The sequence below is a fragment of the Sorangium sp. So ce295 genome (assembly GCF_051527405.1).
Classification (GTDB): Bacteria; Myxococcota_A; Polyangia; order Polyangiales; family Polyangiaceae; genus Sorangium; species Sorangium cellulosum_B.
In genome coordinates this window covers 8,554,627-8,581,475 of record NZ_CP150324.1, presented here as the reverse complement: position 1 = coordinate 8,581,475, position 26,849 = coordinate 8,554,627, and the positions used below count along the sequence as shown (strand labels likewise).

At 71.5% G+C, this 26,849-nt stretch carries 28 protein-coding genes; 17 read left to right on the top strand and 11 right to left on the bottom strand.

The annotated features are described in order from the left end of the window. Nucleotides 1–243 precede the first annotated feature (243 nt). On the top strand, nucleotides 244–1,155 hold the full coding sequence (locus WMF11_RS32445; RefSeq protein ID WP_437903119.1) for a glutathione S-transferase family protein: 912 nt from the start codon (nucleotides 244–246) through the stop codon (nucleotides 1,153–1,155). A 51-nt stretch (nucleotides 1,156–1,206) separates the two neighbouring features. Here the strand turns inward: WMF11_RS32445 and WMF11_RS32440 are convergent, their stop codons facing one another. After that, nucleotides 1,207–1,896, bottom strand: coding sequence for a hypothetical protein (locus WMF11_RS32440; protein WP_437973507.1), 690 nt, complete (start codon nucleotides 1,894–1,896; stop codon nucleotides 1,207–1,209). A gap of 442 nt (nucleotides 1,897–2,338) precedes the next feature. Between WMF11_RS32440 and WMF11_RS32435 the strand changes: the two genes are divergently transcribed. The 4 genes from WMF11_RS32435 (at nucleotide 2,339) to WMF11_RS32420 (ending at nucleotide 5,627) form a co-directional block, all read left to right on the top strand. Continuing rightward, nucleotides 2,339–3,028, top strand: a complete 690-nt coding sequence (locus WMF11_RS32435; RefSeq protein ID WP_437973506.1) for a RibD family protein — start codon at nucleotides 2,339–2,341, stop codon at nucleotides 3,026–3,028. 91 nt (nucleotides 3,029–3,119) lie between these two features. Beyond that, entirely contained in the window at nucleotides 3,120–4,088 is a 969-nt protein-coding gene (locus tag WMF11_RS32430) for a zinc-binding dehydrogenase (protein ID WP_437903114.1), read from the top strand. 22 nt (nucleotides 4,089–4,110) lie between these two features. Then, the gene (locus WMF11_RS32425; RefSeq protein ID WP_437293635.1) at nucleotides 4,111–4,509 is read left to right on the top strand and encodes a 6-pyruvoyl trahydropterin synthase family protein; all 399 of its coding nucleotides are present in this window, start codon (nucleotides 4,111–4,113) and stop codon (nucleotides 4,507–4,509) included. A gap of 74 nt (nucleotides 4,510–4,583) precedes the next feature. After that, nucleotides 4,584–5,627: a glycosyltransferase family 4 protein gene (locus tag WMF11_RS32420; RefSeq protein WP_437973505.1), complete on the top strand. Its 1,044-nt coding sequence runs from the start codon at nucleotides 4,584–4,586 to the stop codon at nucleotides 5,625–5,627. Nucleotides 5,628–5,686: 59 nt separating this feature from the next. Here the strand turns inward: WMF11_RS32420 and WMF11_RS32415 are convergent, their stop codons facing one another. After that, nucleotides 5,687–6,565 carry a 1-acyl-sn-glycerol-3-phosphate acyltransferase gene (locus WMF11_RS32415; RefSeq protein ID WP_437973504.1) on the bottom strand — a complete coding sequence of 293 codons (879 nt, stop codon included), beginning with the start codon at nucleotides 6,563–6,565 and terminating at the stop codon, nucleotides 5,687–5,689. Nucleotides 6,566–6,703: 138 nt separating this feature from the next. Between WMF11_RS32415 and WMF11_RS32410 the strand changes: the two genes are divergently transcribed. Then, on the top strand, nucleotides 6,704–8,173 hold the full coding sequence (locus WMF11_RS32410; protein ID WP_437903111.1) for a cytochrome P450: 1,470 nt from the start codon (nucleotides 6,704–6,706) through the stop codon (nucleotides 8,171–8,173). Nucleotides 8,174–8,281: 108 nt separating this feature from the next. Here the strand turns inward: WMF11_RS32410 and tpx are convergent, their stop codons facing one another. The 5 genes from tpx to WMF11_RS32385 all read right to left on the bottom strand — a co-directional run bounded on the left by tpx (nucleotide 8,282) and on the right by WMF11_RS32385 (nucleotide 13,948). Beyond that, complete coding sequence (tpx, locus tag WMF11_RS32405; protein WP_437542604.1) at nucleotides 8,282–8,776, bottom strand: thiol peroxidase; 495 nt, start codon at nucleotides 8,774–8,776, stop codon at nucleotides 8,282–8,284. A gap of 200 nt (nucleotides 8,777–8,976) precedes the next feature. Next, nucleotides 8,977–9,348: a hypothetical protein gene (locus tag WMF11_RS32400; protein WP_437542602.1), complete on the bottom strand. Its 372-nt coding sequence runs from the start codon at nucleotides 9,346–9,348 to the stop codon at nucleotides 8,977–8,979. Nucleotides 9,349–9,599: 251 nt separating this feature from the next. Continuing rightward, complete coding sequence (locus WMF11_RS32395; RefSeq protein WP_437973503.1) at nucleotides 9,600–10,901, bottom strand: SGNH/GDSL hydrolase family protein; 1,302 nt, start codon at nucleotides 10,899–10,901, stop codon at nucleotides 9,600–9,602. Nucleotides 10,902–11,007: 106 nt separating this feature from the next. Further along, the gene (locus tag WMF11_RS32390) at nucleotides 11,008–12,264 is read right to left on the bottom strand and encodes a hypothetical protein (protein ID WP_437973502.1); all 1,257 of its coding nucleotides are present in this window, start codon (nucleotides 12,262–12,264) and stop codon (nucleotides 11,008–11,010) included. 343 nt (nucleotides 12,265–12,607) lie between these two features. Continuing rightward, entirely contained in the window at nucleotides 12,608–13,948 is a 1,341-nt protein-coding gene (locus WMF11_RS32385; RefSeq protein ID WP_437973501.1) for an endo-1,4-beta-glucanase, read from the bottom strand. Here WMF11_RS32385 and WMF11_RS32380 point away from each other — a divergent pair. Further along, nucleotides 13,947–14,075 (top strand): hypothetical protein, encoded by a 129-nt coding sequence (locus tag WMF11_RS32380; RefSeq protein WP_437973500.1) that lies wholly within the window; start codon nucleotides 13,947–13,949, stop codon nucleotides 14,073–14,075. The two genes, WMF11_RS32385 and WMF11_RS32380, sit on opposite strands and share 2 nt — an antisense overlap. A gap of 29 nt (nucleotides 14,076–14,104) precedes the next feature. Here WMF11_RS32380 and WMF11_RS32375 read toward each other — a convergent pair whose 3' ends face one another. Beyond that, entirely contained in the window at nucleotides 14,105–14,644 is a 540-nt protein-coding gene (locus WMF11_RS32375; protein WP_437973499.1) for a tetratricopeptide repeat protein, read from the bottom strand. A 339-nt stretch (nucleotides 14,645–14,983) separates the two neighbouring features. On the opposite strand from WMF11_RS32375, the gene WMF11_RS32370 reads away from it, so the two are divergent. Then, complete coding sequence (locus WMF11_RS32370) at nucleotides 14,984–15,562, top strand: DUF6000 family protein (RefSeq protein WP_437973498.1); 579 nt, start codon at nucleotides 14,984–14,986, stop codon at nucleotides 15,560–15,562. A gap of 64 nt (nucleotides 15,563–15,626) precedes the next feature. On the opposite strand, the gene WMF11_RS32365 is transcribed toward WMF11_RS32370, so the two are convergent. Beyond that, nucleotides 15,627–16,400: an SRPBCC domain-containing protein gene (locus WMF11_RS32365; RefSeq protein ID WP_437973497.1), complete on the bottom strand. Its 774-nt coding sequence runs from the start codon at nucleotides 16,398–16,400 to the stop codon at nucleotides 15,627–15,629. Further along, a complete protein-coding gene (locus tag WMF11_RS32360; protein WP_437973496.1) occupies nucleotides 16,397–16,717 on the bottom strand; it encodes an ArsR/SmtB family transcription factor in 321 nt (106 codons plus the stop codon). The genes WMF11_RS32365 and WMF11_RS32360 overlap by 4 nt, the downstream gene beginning before the upstream one ends. A 387-nt stretch (nucleotides 16,718–17,104) precedes the next feature. Here WMF11_RS32360 and WMF11_RS32355 point away from each other — a divergent pair, with 387 nt between their 5' ends. The 6 genes from WMF11_RS32355 (at nucleotide 17,105) to WMF11_RS32330 (ending at nucleotide 21,287) form a co-directional block, all read left to right on the top strand. Continuing rightward, nucleotides 17,105–17,605 carry a hypothetical protein gene (locus tag WMF11_RS32355; RefSeq protein ID WP_437903101.1) on the top strand — a complete coding sequence of 167 codons (501 nt, stop codon included), beginning with the start codon at nucleotides 17,105–17,107 and terminating at the stop codon, nucleotides 17,603–17,605. A gap of 518 nt (nucleotides 17,606–18,123) precedes the next feature. Then, on the top strand, nucleotides 18,124–18,648 hold the full coding sequence (locus tag WMF11_RS32350; RefSeq protein ID WP_437973495.1) for an alpha-ketoglutarate-dependent dioxygenase AlkB: 525 nt from the start codon (nucleotides 18,124–18,126) through the stop codon (nucleotides 18,646–18,648). Nucleotides 18,649–18,742: 94 nt separating this feature from the next. Further along, nucleotides 18,743–19,384, top strand: coding sequence for a hypothetical protein (locus tag WMF11_RS32345; RefSeq protein WP_437973494.1), 642 nt, complete (start codon nucleotides 18,743–18,745; stop codon nucleotides 19,382–19,384). A 75-nt stretch (nucleotides 19,385–19,459) separates the two neighbouring features. Continuing rightward, nucleotides 19,460–19,933, top strand: a complete 474-nt coding sequence (locus WMF11_RS32340) for a hypothetical protein (RefSeq protein WP_437973493.1) — start codon at nucleotides 19,460–19,462, stop codon at nucleotides 19,931–19,933. Between the two features lie 139 nt (nucleotides 19,934–20,072). Next, complete coding sequence (locus WMF11_RS32335; RefSeq protein ID WP_437973492.1) at nucleotides 20,073–20,843, top strand: hypothetical protein; 771 nt, start codon at nucleotides 20,073–20,075, stop codon at nucleotides 20,841–20,843. Nucleotides 20,844–20,975: 132 nt separating this feature from the next. Beyond that, nucleotides 20,976–21,287, top strand: coding sequence for a hypothetical protein (locus tag WMF11_RS32330; protein ID WP_437973491.1), 312 nt, complete (start codon nucleotides 20,976–20,978; stop codon nucleotides 21,285–21,287). A gap of 145 nt (nucleotides 21,288–21,432) precedes the next feature. Here the strand turns inward: WMF11_RS32330 and WMF11_RS32325 are convergent, their stop codons facing one another. Continuing rightward, complete coding sequence (locus tag WMF11_RS32325) at nucleotides 21,433–21,936, bottom strand: DUF6368 family protein (protein ID WP_437973490.1); 504 nt, start codon at nucleotides 21,934–21,936, stop codon at nucleotides 21,433–21,435. A gap of 104 nt (nucleotides 21,937–22,040) precedes the next feature. On the opposite strand from WMF11_RS32325, the gene WMF11_RS32320 reads away from it, so the two are divergent. The 3 genes from WMF11_RS32320 to WMF11_RS32310 all read left to right on the top strand — a co-directional run bounded on the left by WMF11_RS32320 (nucleotide 22,041) and on the right by WMF11_RS32310 (nucleotide 26,806). Further along, nucleotides 22,041–23,186, top strand: a complete 1,146-nt coding sequence (locus WMF11_RS32320; RefSeq protein ID WP_437973489.1) for a multiheme c-type cytochrome — start codon at nucleotides 22,041–22,043, stop codon at nucleotides 23,184–23,186. A gap of 8 nt (nucleotides 23,187–23,194) precedes the next feature. Then, nucleotides 23,195–24,691: a hypothetical protein gene (locus WMF11_RS32315; protein WP_437973488.1), complete on the top strand. Its 1,497-nt coding sequence runs from the start codon at nucleotides 23,195–23,197 to the stop codon at nucleotides 24,689–24,691. 354 nt (nucleotides 24,692–25,045) lie between these two features. Then, the gene (locus WMF11_RS32310) at nucleotides 25,046–26,806 is read left to right on the top strand and encodes a CotH kinase family protein (RefSeq protein WP_437973487.1); all 1,761 of its coding nucleotides are present in this window, start codon (nucleotides 25,046–25,048) and stop codon (nucleotides 26,804–26,806) included. Nucleotides 26,807–26,849 lie beyond the last annotated feature (43 nt).

The window sequence follows — 26,849 nt, the reverse complement described above, 5'->3', positions numbered from 1 at the left end:
AACGGAGGCTAGCGGCTCGCGGGCGGCGCCGCGCAGGGAATGCGGCGCGCGCGCGGGAGATGCGGGGCGCGCGGCGTCCGGGCGAGCGGCGTCAGGGTCCGCGCCGGCGGACTGATCCGGCGCCCCGGAGCTCTCGAGAGGGGGCGGGGGATCGCAAGATCCTCCAAGAGCGGCGCGCGGCGCCCTCATTAGATTCGACAGCGAACGCCGACCCGAAGAGGTCGCCAGCGCACGAGGTCGTCCATGGCTGAGCTCATCCTGCACAACTATCCGTTATCGCTCTTCGCGGAGAAGATCCGCCGGATCCTCGCGTACAAGAAGATCGCGTGGAGATCGGTCGAGCAACCGATGATGGCGCCGAAGCCGGAGCTGACGCCGCTCACGGGGGGATATCGGCGGATCCCGGTCTTGCAGATCGGCGCGGACATCTATTGTGACACGGCGTGCATCGCGCGGCGCCTGGAGCAGATAAGGCCGGAGCCTTCGTGCGTCCCGCCGGGCCAGGCCGGGCTGGTCGAGCTGATCGAGGACTGGGCGGATCATCGGTTGATGTCCCAGGCCGTGCCGCCGGTGGTCGTGGAGATGTTCGCCGTCCTGCCGCCCGGCATCCTGGCCGATCGCGCGGCGATGTCGCCGGCGCTCGGCAAGGACGCGATCTTCCAGGCGGCGCCGCACGCCCTGAGCCAGGCGCTGCTGTCGCTCGATCGGCTGGAGCGCCAGCTCCGTGGCCGGCCTTTCCTGCTGGGCGACGCGTTCTCGATCGCGGACGCGGCGTGCTTCCACCCGGTCTGGTTCCTGAACCGGAGCGCCAGGCTGTCCGCCGCGATCGAGGCGCGGCCCGCGCTCGCGGCGTGGTTCGCGCGCATCGAGGCGTTCGGCCCCGGCGACGTCCGAGCGATGACCGCCGCCGAGGCGCTCGCGGCGGCCCGCGCGTCCGAGCCGGCCGACGTCGCCGGCGGGGAGACCGCGACCGGAGAGGGCCTGTCGCCGGGAGACGCCGTGACGATCACGGCTGACGATTACGGTCCAGAGGAGACCCGGGGCGTGGTCGTGCGGCTCTCGGCCGCCGAGATCACGATACGACGCAGCGATCCGGACGTGGGTGAGATCGCGGTGCACTTCCCGCGCGCCGGATATCGCATCAGGAAGCAGTGAGCCGCGCCGCGCGCCCGGGCCGGCGCGCTCTGCGTTCCGCCGCGGTCCTCGCTAGCTGGCCGTGCTCGACATCGCGCGCCGGAACGCGCGCATGTGGAACTCGCGCTGCTCGTCGGGATAGATGTGCTCCTGCCCGATCGGGCAGGCGCGGCGCGACAGGCACCCTCCGGTCATGCACGTTGCGCCAGGCCCGGCGTCGAGGTGGCCGACGCACGCGGCGACATCGTAGCTGCCAGGGGAGAACGCGGACACGGGGCAGGCGCTCAGGCAGGGCTGGCCGGCGCACGAGACGCAGGGGCTCGCCAGGTCCTCGCGGGGCGGGAGCGACAGCCGCTCCGCGAACACGAGGGCGGCGCGGTACCCGTGCCAGAGGCCGAATCGCGGGTGGATGAGGATGGCGAGGGGCGACGGGGACAGCGCCTCGGCCTGCTGCGCCCAGCGCTGGAACGGCCAGTAGGGAGGGCCGGTGAAGGGAAACAGGGCCGTCGCGCCGAGCTCGGCCGCGAGCGGGGAGACGACCGCGGCGGTCCAGTCGTCGAGCGCGAGATCGGGGGCGTCCTTGCGGGCGCGCGAGAACGCGCGCCACATCGACGGGCCGGCGTTGCCGAGCAGGACCAGCGTCCCCGCGGGGAGGTCGCCTGCCGCCGGCACGCCGTCGCCCTCGCGCGGGTGGAAGCCGCCGCGGAGCGGGAGGCCAGCGCGCTCGCAGCGCGAGGAGAGATCCGGCCAGCTGATCGGCATCACCGCGCGATAGGGCGCCTGGGCCTGCGCGGCAAGCGAGCGGTGGCGCTCAGTTCACGTCGACGTAGAAGTCGAGGCTCTTCAGGTTCGCGTCGCTCCGGCGACCTCGGTGCTTTGCGTGTTCGCGTGGGAGCGCCGCTCGACATCGTCTTTTCGCCCACCGAGGGTAGGAGTCGCCAGAGAACGCTCGAACCGTGTCTCTCTGATCTTCATCGGTGCTTCGAGTCGCTCGATGACGGATGAGGCTGTTGGGCGCGGAGATGAGTGCGTTCCGGGAAAGCGTGGAACTGGGTGATCGAGTGCGCGTGCTCCTCCCCGGTTCCCACGTTCTGGTCTAGAGTGCCGTCGTGCCCCGGAGGCTCCACTGTCGGCTCGGGACGGCGGCAAAGTCCCCTCTCCCCCGCGCGTTCGCTCGCGCCGGACGCGCACCCGCGAGCGCGCCATGAGCCTGCCGCGCCCGCGGGTCACGCTCCACTTCGCCCAGACGCTCGACGGCCGGATCGCGGCCCGGGACCAGCGCGTCATGCTCAGCACACCCGCCGGGCTGGTGTGCGCCCACCGGGCGCGCGCGGAGCACGACGCGGTGCTCGTGGGGATCCGCACCGTCGTGATCGACGATCCGCGGCTGACCCTGCGCGGGTGCGAGGGGCGCCAGCCGATGCGCGTGGTGCTGGCGAGCGCCCTCGGCGTGCCGGAAGGGGCGCGCCTGCTGCAGCCGCCCGTCAGCGGGCAGCCGGCCGGCGGGCGCGTGGTCGTCTTCGGCGCGGCGGGGCGCGCGCCGCGCGCGGCGCAGGCGTGGCTCGAGGAGCGCGGCGCAGAGGTGATCGTCGTGCCCGCGGACGCCAGCGGCCTCGTCTCGCTGCCGCACGCGCTGGCCGAGCTCCACGCGCGCGGCGTGCGGCGGCTGCTCGTCGAGGGGGGCGGCGCCGTGCTCACCTCGTTCCTGCGCGCGCGCCTCGCCGACCGCGCAGAGGTCGAGATCGCGCCGCGCTTCCTCGGCGACACGGCGATCCCGGCGGTCGGCGCGCTGGGAGAGGCGCCGCTCGCGTCGGCGATCGACCTGCGCGAGCCGGCGGTCGAGCTCCTCGGGGGCAACGTGCTGCTGCGAGGGGAGGTGCGTTATCCCGACTGACGCGCCCGCGCCGCCCGGGGCCATCACGCCGAGCGACGCCGCCCCGCCCCCCGCCCGGGAGCTCTGGTTCGTCCGGCCAGGGCTCGTCGAGGTGCGTCCGGGGGCCCCGCCGCGCGCGCCCGGGCCCGGCGAGGTCGTGGCGCGCGCGCTCGCCTCGGGCGTGAGCCAGGGGACGGAGCTGCTGCTCTTCCGCGGCGAGGGGCCGACGCCGTTCGACCCGTCGCTCGACGCGCCAGACGCTGAAGGCGCGCCGACCTACCCGCGCCGCTACGGTTACGCGTGGGTCGGCGAGGTCGTCGCCCGCGGCGAGGGCGCGGCGCTCGGGCCGGGCGACCGCGTCTTCGCGCTCGCGCCCCACGGCGATCTCCACCTGCTCGGGCCGGGCGCGGCGCGCGGCCTGCCTCGCTCGATCCCGGCCGAGCGCGCGGTGCTGGCCGCGAACCTCGAGACGGCGATCACGTGCGTGTGGGACGCGGGGGTGGGGCTCGGAGACGCCGTGGTGGTGCTCGGCGGCGGGGTCGTCGGGCTGCTCATCGTGGCGCTCGCGCGGCGCGCCGGGGCCGTGGTCCGGCTCGTCGAGCCGAGCGAGCGGCGGCGCCAGGTCGGCCTCGCGCTCGGCGCCGCCGCGGCGCTCCGGCCCGAGGACGACCGGCCGCGCGGCGACGCGGACGCCGTGATCGCCGCGACCGGCCATCCGGAGGAGCTCGACCGCGCGATCGCGCACGCGGCGCGCGAGGCGACGGTGACGGTCGCGTCGTTCTACGGGGCGCGGACGAGCCCGGTCGCGCTCGGCGCGGAGTTCCACCGCCGGCGCCTGCGCCTGCGGGCGAGCCAGGTCTCGACGATCCCGCCGGAGCGCGCGCCCCGCTGGGACCACGCGCGGCGCTTCGCGCTCGTCCGCGCCCTCCTCGAAGATCCGGCGCTCGACGCGCTGCTGGACCCGTCCGTCCCGATCGACGCGGCGCCGTCGGTGTACGCAGAGCTCGCGGCCGAGCCCGGGGCGCGGTTGCAGACGGTCTTCCGGTACGGCGCACGATCGGCTACGCGAGAGGCACCCTAGAAGTCAGAGGCCCGCCACCGCCATGTTCCTCCTCGGCGTCAGCGATCACGTGATGATCGCGCACAGCTTCTCCGATCCGTTCTTCGGCCCGGCGACCCGGATGCACGGCGCGACGTACTCCGTCGAGATCGAGATCCGCGCGAAGGCGCTCGGCCCGCACCACGTGGTCATGGACATCGGCGCGCTGCACGCGTCGCTGCGCCGGGTGCTCGACACGATCGACTACACGAACCTCGACGAGCACCCCGCCTTCCCCGGGCGCACCTCCACGACCGAGCGCGTGGCCGAGCACGTGGCCGGGCTCCTCGCCGAGGAGATCGCGAGGCTGCCCGCGGGAGAGGCGCCGCTCCCGGGATCGACGCTGAGGGTGCTCGTCCGAGAGTCGCCGTCGGCGTACGCGGGCTTCGAGCGCGACCTGTAGCGCCAACCGCCGCGGCGCGGCTCGTTGCCGCGCGCCGCGAGGGCGGCTATCAGGCCGGGCCGCTCCCCTGACCGATGCGCATCGCCTGGCTCGTCTACGGCGCCCTCGACCAGACAACGGGCGGCTACATCTACGATCGGCTCGTCGTCGAGCGGCTGCGCGCCCGGGGCGACGCCGTGGAGGTCGTGTCCCTCGATCCGGCGCCGCGGTCGCGGGCGCTCGCCGGCCTCGCCCTCGCGCGGCGCCTCGCCCGGATCGACCCCGCCGTGGTGGTCGGCGACGAGCTCTGCTTCCCGGAGCTCCTGCCGGCGTTCGCGGCGCTGCCGCGGCGGATCGCGCGCGCGCTCCTCGTGCACCACCTGAGCGCGTGGGAGCTCCCGCCCGGCCCGCGGCGCGCGGCGCTCTGGCTCGCGGAGGCGGCGGTGATCCGCCTGTGCGACGCGCACCTCGCGACGAGCGCGACGACCGCGGCGCGGCTCCGGCGCGAGCTCGGGCTCGCCCGGGTCGACGTGGCGACGCCGGGCGCGGACCGGCTCCCCTTGCTCCCCCGCGCCCGGCGGGACGGCGGCCCGCTGCGGCTCCTGTTCGTGGGGAGCTTCATCCCGCGCAAGCGGCTGCTGGAGCTCCTGGCGGCGTTCGAGCGGGTCGGGAGCGCGCATGCCACGCTCGTGCTCATCGGGGACGCGGCGCGCGACCCGGCCTACGCCGGGCGGGTGCGCCGCGCGATCGCCGGCTCCGCGTTCCTGCGGGCGCGCGTCTCGGCGCCCGGCGTGCTCGGGGACGAGGCGCTCGCGGCCGAGCTCGCGGCGGCGGACGCGCTCGTCCTGCCCTCGTCGCTGGAGGGCTACGGCATGGTGCTCACGGAGGCGGTCCGAGCCGGCGTTCCGGTGCTCGCCGCCCGCGCCGGCGCGATCGCGGAGGCGGTCCAGGACGGCGCGGAGGCGCTGCTCTGGGACGACGTCGAGGGCCCCGCCCCGGCGCTCGCCCGCTTCCTCGAGGACGGCGCTCTCCGGGCGAGCATGAGCCGCGCGGCGGCCGTCCGGGCCGCGGCGCTGCCCACCTGGGACGGCACCGCGGCCGCGGTGCGCGCGGCGCTCGCGCGCGCGGCGCGCAGATGAGCGGATGACCGCCTCGGCGAGGAGCGGGCAGGATCGCGCCGCGCCGGGGCGCCGGGCCGTCACGCCCCCGCGAGCAGCGCCGCCGCCTCGTCCTTCAGCCGCCGCGTGAGCGCCGCGTCGTCGGGGGCCCCGCGCGCCACCTCCGCGGCGTCCCGCGCCTCGCCCAGGCGGACCCGCACCTCGACGTCGTCGAAGCCCGGCAGCGCCGCCTGCAGGAGCGGCGCCAGCGTCGTGATCCCGCGGCGCTCGGCCCACCGCGTGATGGCCAGCCGCTTCGCCCGCGGCGAGTGCACCCCAGAGACGATCGCCACGGCGGCGCGCCCTCCCGCCGCCGCGGCCGCGCGCAGCAGCGTGCCGGCGCTCGGATGCCACGCCGCGAGCAGCGCGTCGCCCTGGCCCGCGAACGCCGGATCCGCCTCGATGCGCCCCGCGGGGAAGTGCAGCAGCGCGCCTCCGCGGCGCAGGTGCCGCAGCGCGCGGCGCACGCCGGCCGACCGCGCGGCGAGGGCGATCGCGCCGACCTCGTCGATCGGCACGAAGAGCAGCCGCCGGCTCACGTGGGGCAGCGCCCGCAGGAACCGCCGGTCGGCCGCGACGATCATGAGGTCTTCCCGGCCGAGCGCCGCCATGAGCGCGAGCGCGTCGTAGGCGCCGGGGTGGTTCGACACGACGAGCAGCGCCCCGCGCGACGGCGGCGCCGCGTCGGCCGTCCAGCGCGCCCCGAAGCCGGCGAGCGCCTCCCGCGCCGCGACGTGGAGCCCCGCCTCGCCGGTGCGCCGATCGAAGCGCGCGAGCACGCGCCCGAGCGGCCACGAAGGGACGGCGAAGGCCGCGCGCCCGGCCCGGCGCACCCACGCCGGCGCCCCGCCGAGGCCGAGCGCCGCCACCATCTCGGCGCCGGACAGGTTCGCGAGCTGTCGCTCCAGCGGCTCCGTCATGTCCGCGTCTTACTCCGTGTCGACGCCACCTCGCCAGCGCCGGCGCTCCGCCCCGCGACATCGTCCAGCGCGATGGGGCGCGTCCTCTGTCGCCTGTCGGGTTTGCGTCGGGGCGCGCCGCCTCTGTATGAAGGGGGCATGAACGCCACGCCCCCTGCCATGGAGGACGCGATCGGCCGCGGCGACGCGGCCGCGCGCCCTCGGCGGACGCTCGCGGATCTCCCGGGGCCGCCGGGCTTGCCTGTGCTTGGCAATCTGCTCGCGCTCCACCCCGACCGCTGGCACCTCGAGTTCGAGCGGTGGTGGCGCGCCCATGGAGACCTGTTCGTCGTGCGGATGGGCCGGCAGCCGGTCCTCGTCGTCGTGGACGGCGAGCTCGTGCGCGACGTGCTCCAGCGCCGCCCCGCGGTGTTCCGGCGGGTGCGCGCCATCGAGGCCGTGTCGCGCGAGGCGGACATGGTCGGCCTGTTCTCCGCGGACGGCGACGCGTGGCGGAAGCAGCGGCAGCTGATCCACCCGACGTTCCATCCAAGGCACGTCGAGGGCTTCTTCCCGAGCATCCGCGACATCACGGGCCGGCTGCGCGAGCTCTGGTCGCGGGCGGCCGACGAGCGCGCCGCCCGCGACGTGCTCGGCGATCTCATGCGCTACTCGGTCGACGTCACCTCGTCGGTCGCCTTCGGCCGCGATCTCAACACGCTCGAGCGCGGGGCGGACGCGCTCCAGGAGCACCTCCAGCGCGTGTTCCTCGGATTGAACCGGCGGATGCTCGCGCCGCTGCCCTACTGGCGCTACCTGGGCCTGCCGGCCGACCGCGCCTACGACCGCGCCCTGGTCGCGGTGAAGCGGCTCATCCTCGAGCTCGTGACCGCCGCGCGGCGCGAGATCGAGGGCGGCGGGGAGCGGCCCGAGCGCCCGCGGACGCTGCTGGAGCTCATGATCGCCGCGCGGGACGGCGAGGACCCGAGGGCGCGCCTCTCGGACGCCGAGGTCTACGCGAACGTGCTGACGATGCTGCTCGCGGGCGAGGACACCACCGCGAACACCCTCGCGTGGATCCTCTATTACCTGGGCTCGCGCCCCGACGTGCAGGCGCGCGCCCGCGACGAGGTCGATCGCGTGCTCGGCGGCGGCCTGATCCCGACGCTGGAGCAGTGCAAGCGCCTCGAGTACACGGCCGCCGTCACGCAGGAGACGCTGCGCCTGCGCTCCGCCGCGCCGCTGCTCTTCCTCGAGGCGAACCACGACACCGCGGTGGGCGACGTGGCCGTGCCCGCCGGCGCCGGCGTCGTGGCGCTCACGCGCGCGACGGGGAGGAAGCCCGAGTATTTCGGCGATCCGGAGTCGTTTCGCCCCGAGCGCTGGCTCGGGGGCGCGCCGTCGACGCTACCCCACGAGCCGAGGATGGCGCTCGCGTTCGGCGGCGGGCCGCGCGTCTGCCCGGGGCGCGCGATGGCGCTCCTGGAGTGCGCGGTGACGGTCGGCATGGTGCTCCGGAGCTTCACGGTGCACCTGGCGGATCACACCGCGCCGGTGCGGGAGCGGATGGCGTTCGCGATGCAGCCGGAGGGGCTGCGCATCCGGTTCACGAGGCGCGCGAGCGCGTGAGATCACGAGGCGCGCGAGCGCGTGAGATCACGAGGCGCGCGAGCGCGTGAGATCACGAGGCGCTCGCGCGCGGGGCCTCACGAGGTGCCCGCGCGCCGGCGCTCCGGCTCACTGCACCTTGGCGAGGGCCGCGTCGTAATCGGGCTCCTGCGCGATCTCCGGGACGAGCTCGACGTGGAGCACCTTGTTCTGCTCGTCGAGCACGAGGACCGAGCGCGCGAGCAGGCCGGCGAGCGGCCCGTCGACGAGCGTGACGCCGTACTTCTGGCCGAAATCTCCCCGGAACGTCGACAGGCCTTCCGCGTTCGAGATGCCCTCGGACGCGCAGAACCGGGTGTGCGCGAACGGCAGGTCCGCCGAGATGTTGAGAACCGTCACGCCCGGGAGCTTCTCGGCGCGCTCGTGGAACGTGCGCACGGATCTCGCGCAGACCGGGGTGTCGACGCTCGGGAAGATGTTGAGGATCTTCTTGCCGGCGTACGACGAGAGCTTGCGCTCGGAGAGGTCGGTCTTCACGAGCGTGAAGTCGGGGGCGGTCACGCCGACGGACGGCAGCTCGCCGGCGGTGTGGATGGGGCTTCCCTTGAACTTGGTCTGAGCCATGGTCGCATCCTCCTCTGTGCTCTGTGCAGCTGTGCGGCAGCGCCTCTCGTAGGCGCGCCGGGGGCGGACGCCAAGCAGAACCAACCAGGCTGCCCCGGCCGGAGCTCCGCTCGTCTGGCGCGCGGGCGTTGCGCTGGCCGGGTCTTGCCCGGGCGAGCGTCGCGCGATCGTCGATCTTCCGCGCGCGGAGGAGCGCGCGATCAGCGGAGGGGCGAGCGATGGACCAGCGGAAACGGCTCGACCTCGCCGTCATCGGGGTTCGTGGAGTCCCTGCTGTACCCGATCTCCTGTTCGGCCGTCGTGATGACGAAGGGGCCCCCGATCTCCTCCGGCTCCACCCTGTCTTCGTAGTCTTCGGTGGTGTCGCCCCTGCCCGACGTCGCCGAGGCGACGTACTGCTCGGCGATCTGCTCGGCGAGCTCGTCGAGCACCTCGGGGGGGCCGTCGCCCGGGTCGGGGATGAACGCATCTCGCCTCTCCGCGCGACCGGCGCTCCTGCGCGCCGCCTCCATGAAATCATGGCTGTGGTTCCGGCTCGTGGCCCGCAGGGAGCTGTCTCGCTTGGTCTGCATGGATGATCTCCTCGCTCGGCGACGCGCTCTCAAGCGCTCTCGGCGCCGCCGCCCTTCCGCTGTTCTGATGGCGGGAGATGCACCGCGTGTACCATGAAGCTGGATGGCCGATCCGCGCGCCACGGCGAACGGATGGGACCGACGCTCGCTCCCAGCGAGGTGGGCACTGCGCTGGGCCTGGGATGCGTGGTGCATCGTGCCACAGCGGTCGCGATGGGCCGGTGGCACGATGCCCCGGCCCCGCGCCGCCCTTACCAGTCGAGCTCTTCGCGGATGGCCTCCGCGAGCTGCTGGGCCATGAGCGCGTTCGTCTTGACGCTCGGGTGGTAGTCGCAGCCGAGCCCGTTCGCCGCGCCGTCCTGCGCAGGGAACTCGAGGACGCGCACCTTGTCGTCGCCGCTGTCGTTCCGGGCCTTCACCACCTGGCCGATGTAGGAGCGCGCCCTGGTGAGCGCCTGGGCGCCTTCCGGGTACGAGTCGCTCAGCATGGGCCCGATGGTGCAGAAGATGAACGCGTCCGGATAGTTCGTCCTGACCGTCTCGACGAGGCCCGCGTAGGCATTGGTGAACGGCGCGCGGAACTGGGCGTCGCCCGGGACGTTGATGCTGAAGTCGTTGGTGCCCAGGTTGATCACCACGACCTGCGGCACCCAGGACGAGAAGTCCCAGGCGGGCTCTGCCTCGTCGGCGATCGTCCGGCCGTAGATCTCGGGCATCGTGGGCGCGACTTCACCGTCGTAGTTCCGGTACACGCCTCTGCCGGACCACGCGACGATCGTGGTGTCGGCCCCGACGAGCCGGCCTGTCAGGGCGCTGTAGGCGAGGTAGTTGTTCTCCGTAGCGCTCGTGAACGGGCAAGTCTCGTTGGCGCCATCGACGCCGTAGCCGGCGGAGATCGAGTCGCCGATCACCTCGATCCGGCGCGCGGGCGCCGCCGGGACCGGCAGGAGCGCCTCGCCCTGCTCCGGGACGAACTCGAGGAACTGCGACACGCCGACCAGCGGCTCGGTGCGGCGGTGGAGCACGAGGTCGTGCTCGCCGTCGGGCAGCCCTTCTGCGACCGTGTAGAGATCTTCCTCGCTGTTGACCTTGAGGACGCCCTTCGCCTCGCCGTCGAGCACCACCTGGAAGAAGTTGGATTCCGCCGCGGTCGACTCGTCGTTGAAGCGGACGCCGATCGACGTCCCCGAGAACCGCGTGACGATCGCGCTGCCGGCCCAGGAGAAGCGGGGGCCTTCGGGCTTCGTGGTGTCGAAGCGCCCGATGAAGCGGATGGTGTCGCCGGAGGGATCTTCGCCGCCCGCGCCGCTCGTGCTCGACGAGGTCGTTCCGGGCTCCGCGCCACCGCCGCCGTCGCCGCCACCGCCGCCTTCGCCCGTGCCGCCGTCGCCGCCTGTGCCGGAGGCGCTGCTCGAGGTGGATGAGCCGGCGCCCGAGCCCGTCGTTCCCGTCGTTGCATTCGAGTCGTCGTCACCGCAGCCGGCCAGCGCCGACCAGGCGATGCAGCAGATGGAAGCGAGCCTCGGGAGATTGGAGTAAGCTTGTCGTTTCATGCGCGCGAGGATGCTCTAGGTCCGTGGCGCGGACAACTCGAATCTCCTCCTGCGCGCAGGGGCAGACACCGCAGCGCGGGCGTCGAGCTGCGGAGATCGGTTGATCTCAGTTCCAGGTCCGGTCCTGGCTCTTGTACCTGGAGCGCCCGCTGTCCTCGGCGGGGGAGCGCTCGTGGCGCTGGCCTTGCGAGGCGCGCACGTCGTCGCGCTCGTGGACGCGGGTCGAGTACCCCTGCGGGAGCTCGTCGCCCATGAAGCGGCCGAACCCGGGCCGGCGCTCCGGGCGATTGTAGATGTCGCCGTATCCGCTGCGTTCCTCGCTGCGGCCGCGGCCCTCGCGCTCCTCGCCGCGGCCCTGGTAGCCGCGCCCGTGGTCGCCTCGGCCGTCCTGGTGGCCAGGGGCGTTTCTCTCGTCGCGGCCTCGATATCGATCCTGGTCCTCGCCGCGCCCGTAGCCGTGGCCACGATACTGATCCTCGCGGCCCTGGTGGTCGCCTCGGGTGTACCCGCGGCCCTGGTAGCGCTCGCGGTCCTGGTAATCGTCTCGCCCGTGGTCGCGGCCCTGGTAGCGCTCGCGGCCCTGGTAGTCGTCTCGCGCATGGCCGCGGCCCTGATAGTCGTCTCGCGCATGGCCGCGGCCCTGATAGTCGTCTCGCGCGTAGCCGCGGCCCCGGTCGTCGTCTCGCCCGTGCTCGTTGCCCTGGTAGCGTCGGCTCTGGCTCTGCTCGTCGCCGCCGTGGTCGTGGCGCCCGTAGGCGCCGCGGCCCTGGTCCTCGTCCGGTCCGGAGAAGCCGCGGCCCGCGTCGCGGCCGTAGTAGCCGCGGTTCTCGTCGCGCCAGCCGCGGTTCTCGTCGCGCCAGCCGCGGTTCTCGTCGCGCCCTCGCTGCATGGATCCGAACCCTCTTCGCTCGTCCTCGGCGCCCCGCCCGCTGAAGTGATCGTCACGCCCGCCGAGCCGCTCCCACGAGGAGCTGTCCTGTCCGTAGGCGCGGCGCTCCTCGGGCTCGCGGTAGCCGCGCGCGCCGGCGCCACCCTGCTCCTGCCAGCGCCTCTCGGAGCCGCCGCGGTCGTCCTGTGCGTGCTGGCCGCCCGCCCTCCACGGGTCTCTGCCGTCTCCCCGCCCTTGCTGATCGTACGGCCGCGGCAGCTGGCCCAGCTCTGCCTGCCGGCTGCCGCCGCTCTGGTTCGCGTAGTTGCCGCGGCTGTACGACCCTCGCTCGAACGCGTCGCGCTCCGCCTCGTGACCGCGGAATCCGCGCTGATCGTCGTCCCGCGGCGCGCGCCACCGCTCGTCCCGGGGACGCCAGTCGTCGCGCGGCCCCTCGTCACGGAAATCCCGGCCCTCGTAGCGATCTCGTGCCATCTCGCTCTCCCTCTGGGTGCTGGTGAACAACTCTCGAGCCTCACGAAGGCGGTCACCTCCGTGAGCAGCGGGCCCACCCGTTTCCACCTGTTCAGCTTCAGCAACCGACGTGCCCACTTGAAACCCTGTCGAGGGGAGAGGAGCGCCGACGCCCCGACAGACGGCCTCGCGGCCGGATCGCGCCGCCGCGCGACAATGCGCCACACGCTGGGGCAAGCTGTCACGCAGGCGCGGCTCGTGTCATCGAGGACGAGCTCGCCGGGCCGGCTCAGCGGCCCAGTTCGGATCCGGGGCAGGGAAGCAGGGAAGGTGCGCGCCGCGGGCAGCGGCGCTCACCCGGCGCTCAGTAGCGCGTCTCGCAGGGGTGCTGATCGGCGAACGCCTTCACGGTGGTCTTGTTGGACGACCACGGGAAGTTCCGATCGGTGATCGACCACGAGAGCGCGCCCGCATACCCCATGTTGTAGAGGTCGCCCACGAACTTGTCGTAGCCCACGTCCATCTCTGCCATGTTGATCGGGAACTCCCCCATGACGACCGGCTTGTCCGTGAGGCCGTACTCGGAGAGGGGCTTGGTGTACGGGAAGTGGTCGTTGACCCAGCCGTACATGTGGACCTGGTAGAAGTCGACGCCCGAGCGCGTCCACGCCTGACCCCATTTGATGGCGGCGCTGCCGACGCTCACGGGCGCGCCGGTCTCTCCCCTCAGCACGGCGGCCGATTCCTTGGCGAGCGCTTCCATCTGCTGGTGTGTGACGAGATCGAACTTGCTGGAGTCGCCCTCGAACGCCGGGTCGCCGCCGTAGAGGCTCGGCCCGGTCATTGCCCACTCGGGCTCGTTGATGACATCCCAGGCCAGCATCCGGTCGCGGTGCGGGCTCGACGCCACCGTCCGAGCGATGGGGCGGACGACGTTCTCGATGAGCTTGGCGCGCCGGCCGGCGTCCGCGACGAGGGGCCCCATGCTCGCGACCGACAGGCCGTTCGGAGGATTGTACGATGTCTTGTGGAAGCCATCGAAGGAGAACAGCGTGAACATCACGTTGACCTGCGCCTGGTCCGCGAGCTCGAGCGCCGCCAGGATGTCCTGCGTCGAGGTGCCGCCGAGCCCGGTCGGGTTGCCCTGTCCGTCGAAGTTGATCTGGTCGCCGTAGAAGCGGGGGTAGATCCACCAGCGGACCACGTCCACGCCGTGGGCGCGCATGTCCTGCAGGTCGGCGAGCACCTGGCTCTTCTTGCCCGAGATGCCCGCCTGGCTCCACTTGGTCTGACCGCCGAAATCGGCGCCGAAGTCGCGCCAGGCGTAGTTCACGCCGTACATGAAGCGAAGGCGGCAGGCGATCTCGACCCCTGCCTCGAACGGACATTCGTCCTCGCCGGCGCCGGCGCATTCGCTGGGCTCTCCCCCGCTGCTGGTGCTGCTGCCGGCCACCGGATCGCCGCTGCCCGTGCTCGCGGGCCCGCCGGTGGATGAGCCGGCGCCCGTGCCGGAGCCGGTGGATGAGCCGGCGCCCGCGCCGGAGCTCGCAGGTGCGCCGGCGCCCGAGGAGTTGCTCCCGCTGGGGCCGCTGTCCCCCGCTTCGCCGCCGGCGCCGCCCTCGCCGCCGCCGTCCAGTCCGTCGCCACAGCCGAATCCAGCCACGGAGAGCTGGAGAACCCCGACAAGAAGAAGCCAGTTGCGCATGCCCGATTATCACCAGAAACGCGCGCCGGACCAGCCCGAACTCTTAATCGGTTCAGTGACTCACCGCGCAACGTTCTGCTCTTGCTACAAGATCGTGGTCGCAGCGGCCCTGACGAAGATCATGTGAGCTTCGAAGGGCACCCGCGGTATCGCCGCTTACCTGGACGGCCCGCGCGGTCTCGGGTGGATCCCCATGTACGCGGCCGCGCTCTTCGCAGAGGGATCCTCCGGGTAGCGCTCGATGAGGTCTTCCGCGAGGCTGCGGGCCTGGCCGATCCGGTCCAGGCGCACGAGCGCCCGCACGCGGAGCAGGCCGCGCTCGGCGGCGCGGGGGCTGTCGCCGAAGTCGCGCGACGCCTCGTCGTCGAGCCGGAGCACCTCCTCCGGGTTGCTCGTCAAGGCGGCGCGCATGCGGTCGATGATGCTGGCCTCGGGGTCGGTGTCCGGCGCCGGCTCCGACTCCTGTGCTGCGGCGCTCACGGTGGCAGCGGCCGGCGGGGGAGCGGGGGGGACGACGGGCGCCTCGTCGCGGCGCTGCGGCTCGCGGGCCACGCGGGGCTCGGCGCTCGGCGGGCGCGCGTTCGATGCGGGGCGCTCGTCGCGATCCACGAAGAGGAAGGCCGCCGCGGCGAGCGCGGCGACGGGGAGGCCGATGAGCAGCGCGCGGCGAGCGCCGGACGGTCGGGGGGCGTCCACGGCGGCGAACGTAGCGCGGAGGAGCGGCCGGCGGTAGCGATCGGAGCGAGCGGAGAGCAAAGCAAGGGGAGAGCCGCCGAGGTGCGATGGCCGCCGCCGTTCGCGCGACCTCGGGCCGGCCCACGTCGAGGTGTCCCTCACGCGACTGGCGACCGGCCAGCACGCCAGCGCCTCGACGCGGATCCAGGCCCTCGCCGCCGTCACAGCATTTGGGCCTTGCAGCGCAGCGCCGATGCGTGGGATTTCTCGTGAGAGAAGGCACAGAAAGCGACGAGCTGGACAGACCTGGCCTGACGGCTCCGGTTGGTCAATCGATGGATAGTTAGCCTAACTTTCCCTATGGACGCTTGGTCAAGGCACGGAGCCCCACTCTACCTGCTCCTTCTGCACGCGAATTTCCTCGACGAGCCGCCGGAGCGGCGGCATGCGTTCGCGCGGCAGTTCCTGGATGCGGCGACGTCTCTCCCCGAACGCGAGCTTGGCTACTGGCTCAACGGATCGTGGCGCGAGCAGCTGACGGCGGCATGGATCATCGCGGCCCGTCGGCTCCCCGCGTTTCGAGACGTGATCGGCGAGAGGCTGCTCGGCAGCGCGACCTGCTATGCGGGACAGGGCTTCTCTGTCGCGACCGCGCGCTACGAGGATCACCCTGCATCCGATGCGCTGGCGCTCTACCTCCAGTCGTACTTGCCGGTCGGCGATCGCGAGTACGATCAAGAGTGGGCTGTGGGATCCTTGGTGTGGCTCGACGCTCGCCTGGCCGCGAACCGCGCGGCGCCCTTTCTGAAGGCTCCTGAGCTCTGGAAGGTATCCGAGCACGGCCGGGAGTTGGGTGCCTTGGATCCGGGACGCGGCGTGGAGCGGGTAGCGCGTGCCATGGCCTTCCTGGACGACCTCGGCGCCAGCGAGGTCAGCTGATGCGCGCGCGCGTGGTCCGCTGGCCGCGCGTGCGCACGTCCCCTTCGGAGCGCCGCATCAGCCGTCAGTACACGGCCGTGAGCATGGGCAGCGCCTCGTACCGCAGCCCGATGTTGGACTTGATCGCGGGATCCTCGCTCTGGAATGTACGGAGCTCGGCTTCGTCGCGGACGGCAACGATGCCGACGCCCCATCCACCCGCCGGGTCGGCGACGGGTCCGAAGGCGATCACGTGGCCCTCGGCGAGCTTGCCGCGCCAGTACTTGCCGTGCGCCTGCATGACCGCGCGCTCATCAGACGTCATGTCCTGCATGAAGGTCGCGCGCGACGGGAGCAGCCGACAGAGAAAGAAGCGCGGCTCCGGTTGCGGCGCGACGTGGTTCGTGAGCCAACCGAGGACGCGCTCCCAACCTGCCGCATGGCTCTCGCACGACGCCACACGAGCGCCGAATCCAGCGTGTCGGACCGTGAGGCGCGTACCGGTCTCGATGGCGTCGAGGAGATAGGAGACCGTCGTCGGGGGCGCGTCCGCATCCCATGACGGTTCCCATGTCTGGACGAGCCTTCGAGGCGGATCGAGCTCGAGAACTCTGCCGCCGACATGGAACGGCTTCCCGTCTGCCCCCACGCCGTCGGTTCGCCACGCCCCTCCGGCGCGAAGGTCGATCGTGAAGGCGGTCGTGCGATACAGCTCCGCAGAACCCCACCACTTCGTCAGCTCGTCGGTCGTCAGCGCGCGGAAGACGCGCTCCGGCGGCGCGGCGATCTCGATGCGAGCGAGGATCGTCCCTTGCGCGACATCGGCGATCGAACGGGCTCGGATGCTCTTGGCTGTCATGTATCCTCCAGGTAACGCTTCAGCGACTCGAGATTGCGGCCCCAGAACGCGCGGTAGCCCTCGAGCCATGCCATCGCCTTCTGCAGCGGCGCGGGTCGCAGCGTGTAGAGCCGCTCGCGCCCGACCTTCTCCTCGGTCACCAGCCGCGACGCCTTGAGCACGCGGAGGTGCTTCGAGATCGCGGGGCGGCTCTGAGAGAAGTCGGCCGCGATCTCGTTCACCGGGGCAGGACCCGCGCGCAAACGATCGAGGATCGCGCGACGGGTTGGATCGGCGATGACAGAAAACACATCGATGTCGGCTTTCGCGGGCGACATATAGGTAACCGTTGGGTTACCAGTACCGCGGTGGGCTGGGCTTGTCAAGCGCGGGCTGCTCGCGCCGCAGGCGTGGTTCCTGGTGCGGCTGCCAGAAATGCAGCGTTTACGCGCGAGACCGACGCGAGCAGGCACTGGATGTCTACGCAATGGAGAGTGGAGACAAGCAGCCGTGACCTACCGGATTGAGCTCTTGAGCGTTGGATGCGACCTTGATGCAGAGATGCAGGACGCCGCCGCCGCGCTGAATGCCGTCCAGTCCAATTCCTTTTCGGAGCATGCTCAAAGCGAAGCGTCCTCCCGACGAGCGGCCGCTGCCGCCCGCGCCACGCGTGGCTGCAGACCCGTGAGGCGTTCGGCGGCGTGCGCTGCAGCAGTGGAGGGCCCATGGTGACACTGGAACAAGCCCACCAAGTCGTCCAGATCTATGCGGAGCAGTTCGGGGCGGTTTGGTCTGAACGCACGGTCATTGATCGTGGTGGGTACTGGTTCTTTGGGGTCGGGTATGTTGGTTCTTGTGGTGTGATCGTAGACAAGGCCGACGGTCGTCTCAGCATCATGGGCTCGGCATTGTCGCTCGATGACTGCTTCTGGGGGCACGAGCACGGTTTCTCTCCCGATCTCGTGCGCTTGCGTATCAACAAGGTCAACGAACAGGGCCGCACCATCGAGCTCCTGCTCCACCTCGTGACAGGCGGGCCGCCGCGCCAGCGGAACCCCAGCCTGAAGCGCGCCTGGCTTGCTGACCGACTTCGAGCATTGCCTTGCGAGTTCGGTCCAGATCGTCTCTGGTTGTCGATTCCTGCTTTTCGTGAGGCCCTGCAGCAGAGGTGGTTCGAGTTCGATGTCCTTGAGCCGCGCGAGGAGCTCGGGCAGGTGCGCCAATGAATCTTGGCGTAGACGGCAGGACCCAATCTGGCGCGAGACGACTGCCAAGACGCGGACGGCTGCTGGAACGCATTTGCATCTCCGACGTCGGCGCTGATGCGTGGCCCACGCGGCGCGCGGCCGCGCTATTCTTCCGGCATCGGGGCCACGGCGTTCGACGAGAAGCCGCTGCCGACCTACGCGGCGCCGATCTGCGGTACGCGGGGATGGCCGGCGTCGATCCCTCCGGCGCTCGGGTGTGGGGCAGCAAGATCGCGGGCGCGACCCTGAGCGGGGCCGTGATCCGCCGCACGCTGGGCTGGGTCTCGCTGGAGCAGCCCCCGCCGGCGCCGATGCAGCCGGAGGACGCGGGCGCGACGCTCGGGAACGCGCAGGAGGCGGCCGGCCGCGAGCTTCATCGACGCCTTCCTCGGTTCGTCCGACGGGACCAACCAGACGGCCCTGGGCAGCGCCGTCGCGAGCCGAAGGCCATTGGACGGGCAAGGACCACTTCTGTACTCTATCGATCGCAGCGACTCATGCCGGAAGACCTGGACGTTCAGTACCTGGAGGGATTCGTCGCGGAGCCCGCGGCCATGTTCGACATGGCGGAGCGGAATCTCTCGTGGGACGACCGGATGCATTCACGTCGAACCGCCTCGTGCGGGGTGGCGTACAACTACTCAGGCATCTCTTACCCGGACTGCGAGATGCCGCCCTTCGTACAGGACCTCGCGGCCCGCCTCGCCGGCGTGGTGGGGCATCCGATCAACAACTGCCTCGCCAACCTCTACGCCGGCGGGACGGCGAAGATGGGTTTTCACTCGGATTCCAGCGCCGGCGTCGTGGCTGGAACGACGACCTCGATCCTGTCGCTGGGCGCGCCTCGCGTCCTCACCTTCCGTCGGAGCCTTCGCCGGGACGAGAGGCACGACATGGCCCTGGCGCCCGGCTCGCTCCTGATCATGCGCGCCAGCGTTCAGGAGGGCTGGCAACACGCGGTCCTCGCCGTCGAAGCCGCGGGCCCGCGGATCAGCCTTACATTCCGCTTCCTGTCTCGGTGAACGTGGCGAGCTCCCCTGGTAAGCTCGTGGCCGTTACCCGGACGAGAGTGAGCGACGGCGTCAGCAGCGGGGGCGCGCCCCGAAGGAGGGAGAGGTGACGAGAGGACGAACGCAGCGAACCGCGACCGTCGGCGTCGCCGAGCACGGCAACTCGGCAGTGCTCGTCACTCTCGCGCCCGGCGGCGAGCTCCTCGATCGCCGGCGCATCGACCTCACCGATGGCTTGCCGACGCACCCGCATCACCACGAAGGGTCGTGGGCGGTGGGCCGCTACCTCGACACGCCGGGAGCGCGAGCGCTCTCGCTCGCCGACGCCGTCGCGCTCGTCGAGCGCGTGCGAGCGTCCGCCGCGCGCGGCGCGCGCGAGGGCCTCGAGGCGCTGGCCGCGGTGGTGCCCGTGCGGATCGCGAGCATCGCGATCCGCGTGTGCCCCGAGCTCCCGCCGACGACCGAGGAGCGGATCGCCGACAATCGCGCGCAGACCGTCGCCGACTCCGTCATGTATCGCCAGGCCCTCGCGGCCGCAGCAGAGGCCCGCGGCTGGTCCGTGCGCTGGTACGACCGCGAGCGCGTGTTTCGCGACGCTGCAACGGCGCTCGGCGGCGACGACGTGAACGATCTTCTGTATGCGATGGGCCGATCGATCGGGCCGCCTTGGCAGGCTATCCACAAGCTCGCGGCAGCTGCGGCGCTTGCGGCCACAGGGCATCCTGCGCCGCGGGAAGCCACCGGATAGTTTCGCGAGCCCTTCCCAGAGCCGGCCAGCCGTCAGCGAGACCTGCGTCACCCACCTGGATCCAGACCGCCCCCTATGCCGCCCTTGAAGCCATACTCCATCGCGCGCGCCGAGCTCATCGCAGAGCAGATCGGCCGGTTCGCGACCCAGCACGTTCACCAGCTGGCGGGACATCATGCAAATCTTGCGTTCTGGATCGCTGAAGCGACGGCGGCGGTCCGAGCCATTGACGAGTATCAGCATCGATTTCGACAACTCCAGGACGCGCAGCTCTCGTGGGTGCGGCAGCACGACACAAAGATCACGAGATACTGCCCAATCTGCCGCGGCGCATGTGAATTCGGTCCGCAGACCCCGGACCGTCCGCGTCGTGTCCCATCCGAAGACCTCGCCGCCGCGCGCGAGGCCGTTCGAGGCGCGGTCCGGCAGTTTCTCGTCCGGCTCTATCACGCAGGATTCGTCTCCGAAGCCGAGGTCCGCCGGTCGGCTGACCTCGTTGGCGCTTCGATCGAGCAAGAGGACCTGGAGCGAGGTGACGAAGCTCGCTGACCTGGCGGTGCACCCGACGCCGGATCTCGGTCGCTTCGCTTCCTGGGCCCGGCGCGGGTGAATGCCGAACCGTCAGGTCCGCGGAGTGCGAGGGATGTTCGTTGTCGCGTCGGGGAAGATGCCGGACGGAGGTTGCCAGATGACCGAGACGGAATGGCTGGTGTGTACTCGGACCAACCCCATGCTCCGCTTCTTGCTCGGACTCGGTCCGAAAGAGCTGCGGGTCGTGGACATCAAGACGTTTCCGGCGTGCAGGGGGAGTGACCGCAAGATGCGGCTGTTCGCCTGCGAATGTTACTACCGCGTGCGCGCCCTGCTCCCCGATGAGCTCGCAGAGGGGGCAGTGGAAACAGCGAGTCGTCACGCCGATGGCCTGGCCACGCTGGAGGAGCTCCAGGCAGCCGAGGCTCTGGTCCGGCAGGCGCTCGACTCTCTGGAGGGTAGGTGGCGGGCGTCCCATGGGGCCGAACGTATCTCGCTCCAGCGCAGGCACGACGCGCTGGCCCTGAGCTCTCAGGTGGTTCGACCACAGGCTCCGAAGGCGGCGTACTACGCCTCGTCCAACGCGCCTCTGGCAGCTGCTGCCATTGCCAATCCTGGCGCCGCGTCTGGGGATGCTTCATTCAGCGCCAGCAGCGCCGCGGAAGAGCTCGCTCAGGCCGGCGTGCTCCGCGACCTCTTTGGCAACCTGTTCCGCGCGGTGGCATTCGACCCGCGCTGGCAGACCTCGACCGCCGTCGGGCTGGCCCGGCAGATGTACGAGAGCCGCGTTTTCGGGCCGATGCCGATCCTGGCCGACGCCCTGCGGGAGGCCGGGTGCGAGGACGCCGACGTGCTCGGCCACTGCCGTGGCGACGGGCCGCACGTCCGCGGCTGCTGGGTGATCGATCTGCTGCTGGGGAAGGAATAGGCTGAGCCGGACTCACGGCTGCTGCCGATGGCCGGGCTCCGCCCGTTCGGGGCTGGCCTGCACGTTGGGCGGGCCGAGTGCGGGGCGTTGCGCGGCGGCAAGGACCTGCGTACCGTCGGGCGCAGGAGGAGCATGACGGTCTCGCTGGGCATCAGGCACCACGACAGCGGCGCCTACGACGTCGTGCCCATCGCCACGAGCGACTACTACAAGCGTCGCTGGCTGCCCGCGTGCGCTCATCTCGGCCTGCGATACGTCTCGCACTTCCACGACGGGGCGCTCTCCACGGTCTCCCCCGACGATCTCCCGGACATCGTCGCGGAGCTCGAGATTTTGCGGGCGTGGGCGGCGGCGAACGACGCTTTCATGGTCGAGAGGATCGACGGCGTGCTTCGGGCGCTGCAGGCGTTGGACGCAACGTCCTGTGAAGTTGACTTCGGCTGATGAGACGGCGCTCGCCATTGTCGTCGACGAAGGGGAGCTGACGATGGAACACGACCTTCGTCCGCCGAACAATTCAGAGGAATTGCTCGTGGCGACGACCTGAATCAAGCAGTTTAACCAGTCGTTGGACCGATCCGAGTTGCATCTACTTCACCATCCGGAAGCTCGCGTGCCGTAGCCAGGAGCGCGCGAGCGCGGCGTCTCCGTAGTGGGAGCGCGCCGTAACGAACAGCACGCCCGTGACCCCACCTGGATTCTCGACCCTGACGGGCTTGTCGTCTTCAAGGCCGTCCAGCTGTGGACTGATCGCCAGCCGCCCACCGAAATCGATGATTCCACCTTCCGCCTCGGCCAGGTCGATGCACAACCTGGCAAGCAACCGATGGTCCTGGTCGTCGTTGCACATCGCGGCGAATGAAACGACGTCTTCTGGCGACCATCCGAGCACCTCCGGGAGGCCCGCATCGAGGATCTCGGATATCGCCTCGGGAACTTCGGGCCCAACGGTCAGAATGAACGGGCGTTGGTCAACCCAGAAGTCGTCCCCCTGAACATCATCGGCGATGCGCGAGATCCCAGTTCGAAGCGCGGCGACTCGCTCCACGCTCATCTTCGACGGCAGCAACACGGACGCCACGGGACCGGCCATTCCTCGAGCGTACGCTCTCGATCCATGGCGGTCCACCGAGACGTCGCAGCCGCCGAGCTTCGATGCTTCGTCCGTCGTCCTGAGGAGTGTTATCCTGAGCGGACATGGGCAGGTGGCGTCGGACGGCCTCCGGTGAAGGGAGGACACCTCGTATCGCGGGCGCCGCCGTCGTGGCGCTCGCCGCGCTGCTGTTCGCGCCTGCGGCCGGCGTGCGCGGCGATGCGCTGCCGCCGCTGCCGGGACCCGCGCCGCAGGGGAGACCGCAGGGCTTCTCGGCGCGCATCGAGAACCAGCGTTGCGAGGCCTGCCACGAGGACATCGCGGCCGAGTGGCGCGCCTCGCTGCACCGGCAGGCGTTCACGGATCGCGTCTTCCAGAGGTCCTACGCGATCGAGCCGCTGCCCTTCTGCCGTGGCTGCCATGCGCCGGAGGCCGATCCGGCCCACCACCCCGGCGCGGACGCGCAAGCGGTGGGCGTGGGGTGCGTCACCTGCCATCTCGTGGCCGGCGAGGTCGTCTCCGCGCGCGGCCGGGACGCGCGCGGCGGCGCGCACGCGGTCCGCGGCGACGCGCGGCTCTCGACCGACGAGGGCTGCGCCCGCTGCCATCAGTTCGATTTTCCGCGAGCGCCCGGCGTGCCCATGCAGGACACCGTGGCCGAGCACCGCTCCGGGCGCTTCGCGGAGCGACCCTGCCGCGATTGCCACATGCAGCTCGTTCAGGGCATCGCCGGGAGACCGCACCGCGATCATCGCTTCTCCGTGGTCGGGGATCCGGCCATCCTGCGCTCCGCGATCAACGCCAGCGCGTCGCGGAGCGGCGCGAACGCCATCGAGGTGAGCGCGCGCGTGATCGCGGCGGGGCACGCCGTCCCCACGGGCGATATGTTCCGCCGGCTCGAGGTCCGCGCCTCGGCCGTCGACGCGAAGGGCGCCATCGTGGCCACCGCCGCGCCTGTGATCCTCGAGCGGAGGTTCTCCGTGCGCCCGGTCGAAGGAGGCATCGAGCGCGTCCCGGCCGGCGATACGCGCCTTCCCGCCTCGGGGGCGCCGCGCGTCCTGCGGCTCGTGTTCCCGGCCGCCGTCGACGGGCTCGCGGTGCGCTGGGAGGTGGTCTATCAGCGCATGGGCGCCGCGATGGGCGCGGCCTTCGGCGTCGACCCGGCCGCGGACGAGGCGGTCCTCGCCGCGGGCACGCTGGGCGCGCGCCCGGTCATCATCGGCCGACCAGCGCCCGCTCCGGTACCATGAGCGCCGCCATGCGAACCCGTCGCCTTCCCGCCTTCCTGCTGCTTGCGCCTTTCTGCTCCGCTGCCTGCCGGCCCGCGCCGCCTGCCGCGACGGCGCGCGCCGAGGTCGCCGTGCTGCCGAAGCCCCCCGTCGTGGCCGCGCCCCCGGCGGCCGCGCCCGGGCCTTCGCCGCTCGTCAGCGTGAAGACCCAGGCGCGCGTGCCTGAAGGGTTCGTGCTCGACGGCGACGTGGCGGAGTGGGGCTCGCTGGTCCCGCCGCCGCCACCACGTCCTGCGCGGCCCGCGCGAGGGGAGAGCGCGCTTCCGCCGCCCTCGACCAGCGCGATGGATGCGCCTTCGCACGTCGCCCTGGTGCTCTCCAGCGCTGGCGTTACCCTCGCGGCGGAGCTCGACGAGGGATCACGGGACGGGATCTGGCTGGGCCTCGGCTTCGGCGCGCCGGAGCTGCCGCCCATCGGCTATTTCCAGCGCGGTGGCGGGGTGATGCCGCTCAACTGCGAGACCGACATGGGAGGCGAGCCGCTCCCGGCCGACGTGCAGAAGGCCTGCCAGGAAACGCTGGCCCGGCATGACGCGTTCATCGCTGGCTACGAGGCGCGCTTCGTGCGGTTCTTCCGGCTGGATCGCGGCGGCCTCTCGGGGATCGGCGAGGACGGGAAGGGACGCCCGATCGAGGGCGCGAAGGCGGCGGTGAAGGCCGGCGACGGGAGGCTCACCATCGAGGCCACGCTGCCGACCTCCGCGCTGCCCCGCGCCTCGTCGGCGCCCATCGACAGCATGCGGCTCTTCGCGCGGGCGGCGGACGCGCCGCGCCCGCCGGCGCCGGCGGACGAGGAGTGGATCTGGCGAGAGATCCCGGAGCCGGTGAGCTACGAGCCCTTCGCGAACCTCCGGGCCCTGGCGTTTCAGGCGCCGGAGCCGATCGGCGGCGTCCCCATGTCGTACCAGCCGGGAGATCCGCTCGAGCTCGAGGTCATCGGCTATGCGGGGGGTTCGGACGGTACCGCGCTGGAGCCCACGCGCCAGGGACTCTACAGCCCGATATCCACGATAGGGGACGTCGAGATCGGCGAGCTCTTCCTGCGGCGGCCTGCCCTTGCGCTCCTGCGCAAAGGCGAGGTCGTCGACACCGTCGAGACCCCCGGCGCGCCGACGGGCATCGTGAGGCGCAACAAGGAGCTTCACATGTTCTTCTACGATCAGTACACGTCGACGGACATCTGGGCCGAGAGCGCGAGTTGGCGGGTCATCGGCGTCAAGCCGAGCGGCGAGTACACCGAGCTCCTGGAAGGGGCCGCGGACAACGGTCCCTGGGCCAAGGACGTCGAGGAGTTCCATTCGACGCGCTTCGACCGCTTCGGGATCCGCGGTACGCCATGGCACCAGGACGCCGAGGACGAGGTGCAGCGCGCCGTGGAGATCACCTGGCGCTACGACGCGACGACGGGGATGTATCGGCCGAGCTCGCGCGTGCTGCCCGCGACGAAGGCGAAGAAGGCGCGGTGAGGCGGAGAGCGCGCGACGCGCTCTCGACCGGCTGGATCAGGGTACCCGGAGCGATCGCCGGCGCGCGGTGGGAGCGCCGGTGCGATCCGCGGCCAGACGAATCGACGCTGCGTTGCGGCGCTGGCACACAAGGACGAAGCTCCTCGACAGGTGTGCCAGCCTCTGACCCTCGTGTCATGAGGGGGCTCCGGCGGCGCGTCCACGCACCGCGGCACGGACGGCGCGAGCTCCTCGACAAACCCGCCGGACCCGCAAGGGCCGACCTGCCTCCAGGGCACCGACACCGACGCGCTACAATTTCGCCGTGAACGGTACGTTCTTTGCAATGGGCGTGAAGCGGAAAGGTTGCGCTTCATGTCCAATCAGCTGCCGTCGTCTTCCTCTGCTCGATCATGGTCGTCCCGCACGCGAGTCATCTCGCTGCTTGCCCTGCTTGCCCTCCCGTCTGCCGTCATCTCGGCGGGGTGCGCTGACAAGCCGGACAACATCTACAACTACTACTACACGAACGGGGAGGGCGGCGCCGGCGGCGCTGGCGGCGCTGGCGGCGCTGGCGGTGGCGGGGGCGCCGGCGGCGCGCCCGAGCCGTACCCGGGAGCGCCGGTCGTGGACACCCAGGTGGCCGAGCACGCGCTCGACGTCTTCGGCACCGTCGGCAACCGCTACTGGTTCGCCGTCTCGGAAGAGCAGCTCGAGGCCATGAACGAAGGGCTCGGCGGCATCGGGGGCCCCATCAAGAGGGACGCATTCGGGGACATCTACTCACCGACCGGGGAGGACACCACCTTCGTCGATCATCTCTGGGTGACGACGGCCGGCGCCGAGGGCAAGACGGCCGACTACGGCAAGGTCCAGGTGGGGGTCGCTGGCCAGTCGACGCAGCGGCCCTGGACGAAGCGAACCATCCCCAACCTCAACATCGACGCCGACGAGTTCGTCGAGAAGCAACGGCTCGGCGGCTTCGAGCACGTGCGCTTCAACAACGGCCAGGTCGGCAGCATCTTCCGTGAGCGCCTCACGCTCGATCTCTATGCCCGCCTCGATTACCCGGCTCCCCTGACCAACTACGCCTGGCTGTCGAGCAACGTCTGGGGCGCGGAGGTGGCGATCCCCTACATCGTGGTCGAGCGCTACAAGAAGGCGTTCTGCACCCGCCTCGAGAGCAAGTTCGGCGGCGGCTGCGCCAACATGTGGGAGTTCGCCGGAGACTTCGCCGTCGACGTCCCGGGGGGCGGCGGGATCCCGCTCCCCATCGACATGGTGCCGTTCGGCGGGAGCGCCTTCGACGATCCAGAGAACTGCCAGCTCAAGGAGTGTGACAACACCCGCGCGAAGGAGCTCGAGGAGCTGATCGCCGCGACGCCCGCTGGCGAGGGCTTCAAGGCCGCGCTCGAGGGCTGGATCGACTGGCCGGCGTTCCACCGGTTCCAGTGCCTGTCGTGGGTGCTCGCCACCGGGGACGACGCGCTCCACAACAGCAACAACGTCGTGCTGGTCGAGCGCGCCGATGGTCTGTTCCAGTACCTGCCGTACTCGGTCGACATCAGCCTGGGGCAGAGCTGGTATCCGGTGGTGCCCCTGGCCGGCACGAACACGCTGGCGCGCGGGTGCCAGAGCGAGCCGGCCTGCTGGGCCGACACGATCGCGGCGTGCGAGGAGGTGATCGAGGAGTTCGCGGCGCTGGACCCGAACGCGGTGCTGAAGGGTCTCTACGAGCAGCTGTCGGACGAGGGCATGCTCCGCGCGGGCGACGAGCAGCGATACAAGGAGCTGGACGCCTGGCTCACCCAGCAGCTCGAGGTCCTGCCGGTGGAGCTGGAGAGGAACCGCGAGCAGCCGCAGCTCTGCATGCCTCCCCAGATCGATTGCGGCGGTTACTGCGGCTTTCCCCAGGAGTGCGGCTTCTGCGTCCCTCCCCTGGTCGATTGCGGCGGCTACTGCGACTATCCCAAGGCGTGCGGCGGCGGCGTCGGAGCGGGCGGCGGAGACGCCGGCGTCGGTGCGGGCGGTGGCGAAGCGCCCGTCGGAGCGGGCGGCGGCGACGCAGGCGCCGGAGCGGGTGGCGGCGAAGCGCCTGTCGGTGCGGGCGGCGCCGGCGGTAAAGCAGCGGACTGACGCCGGCTGAACCCCGAGGGAGGGGGCTCCGCCGTGGAGCTCC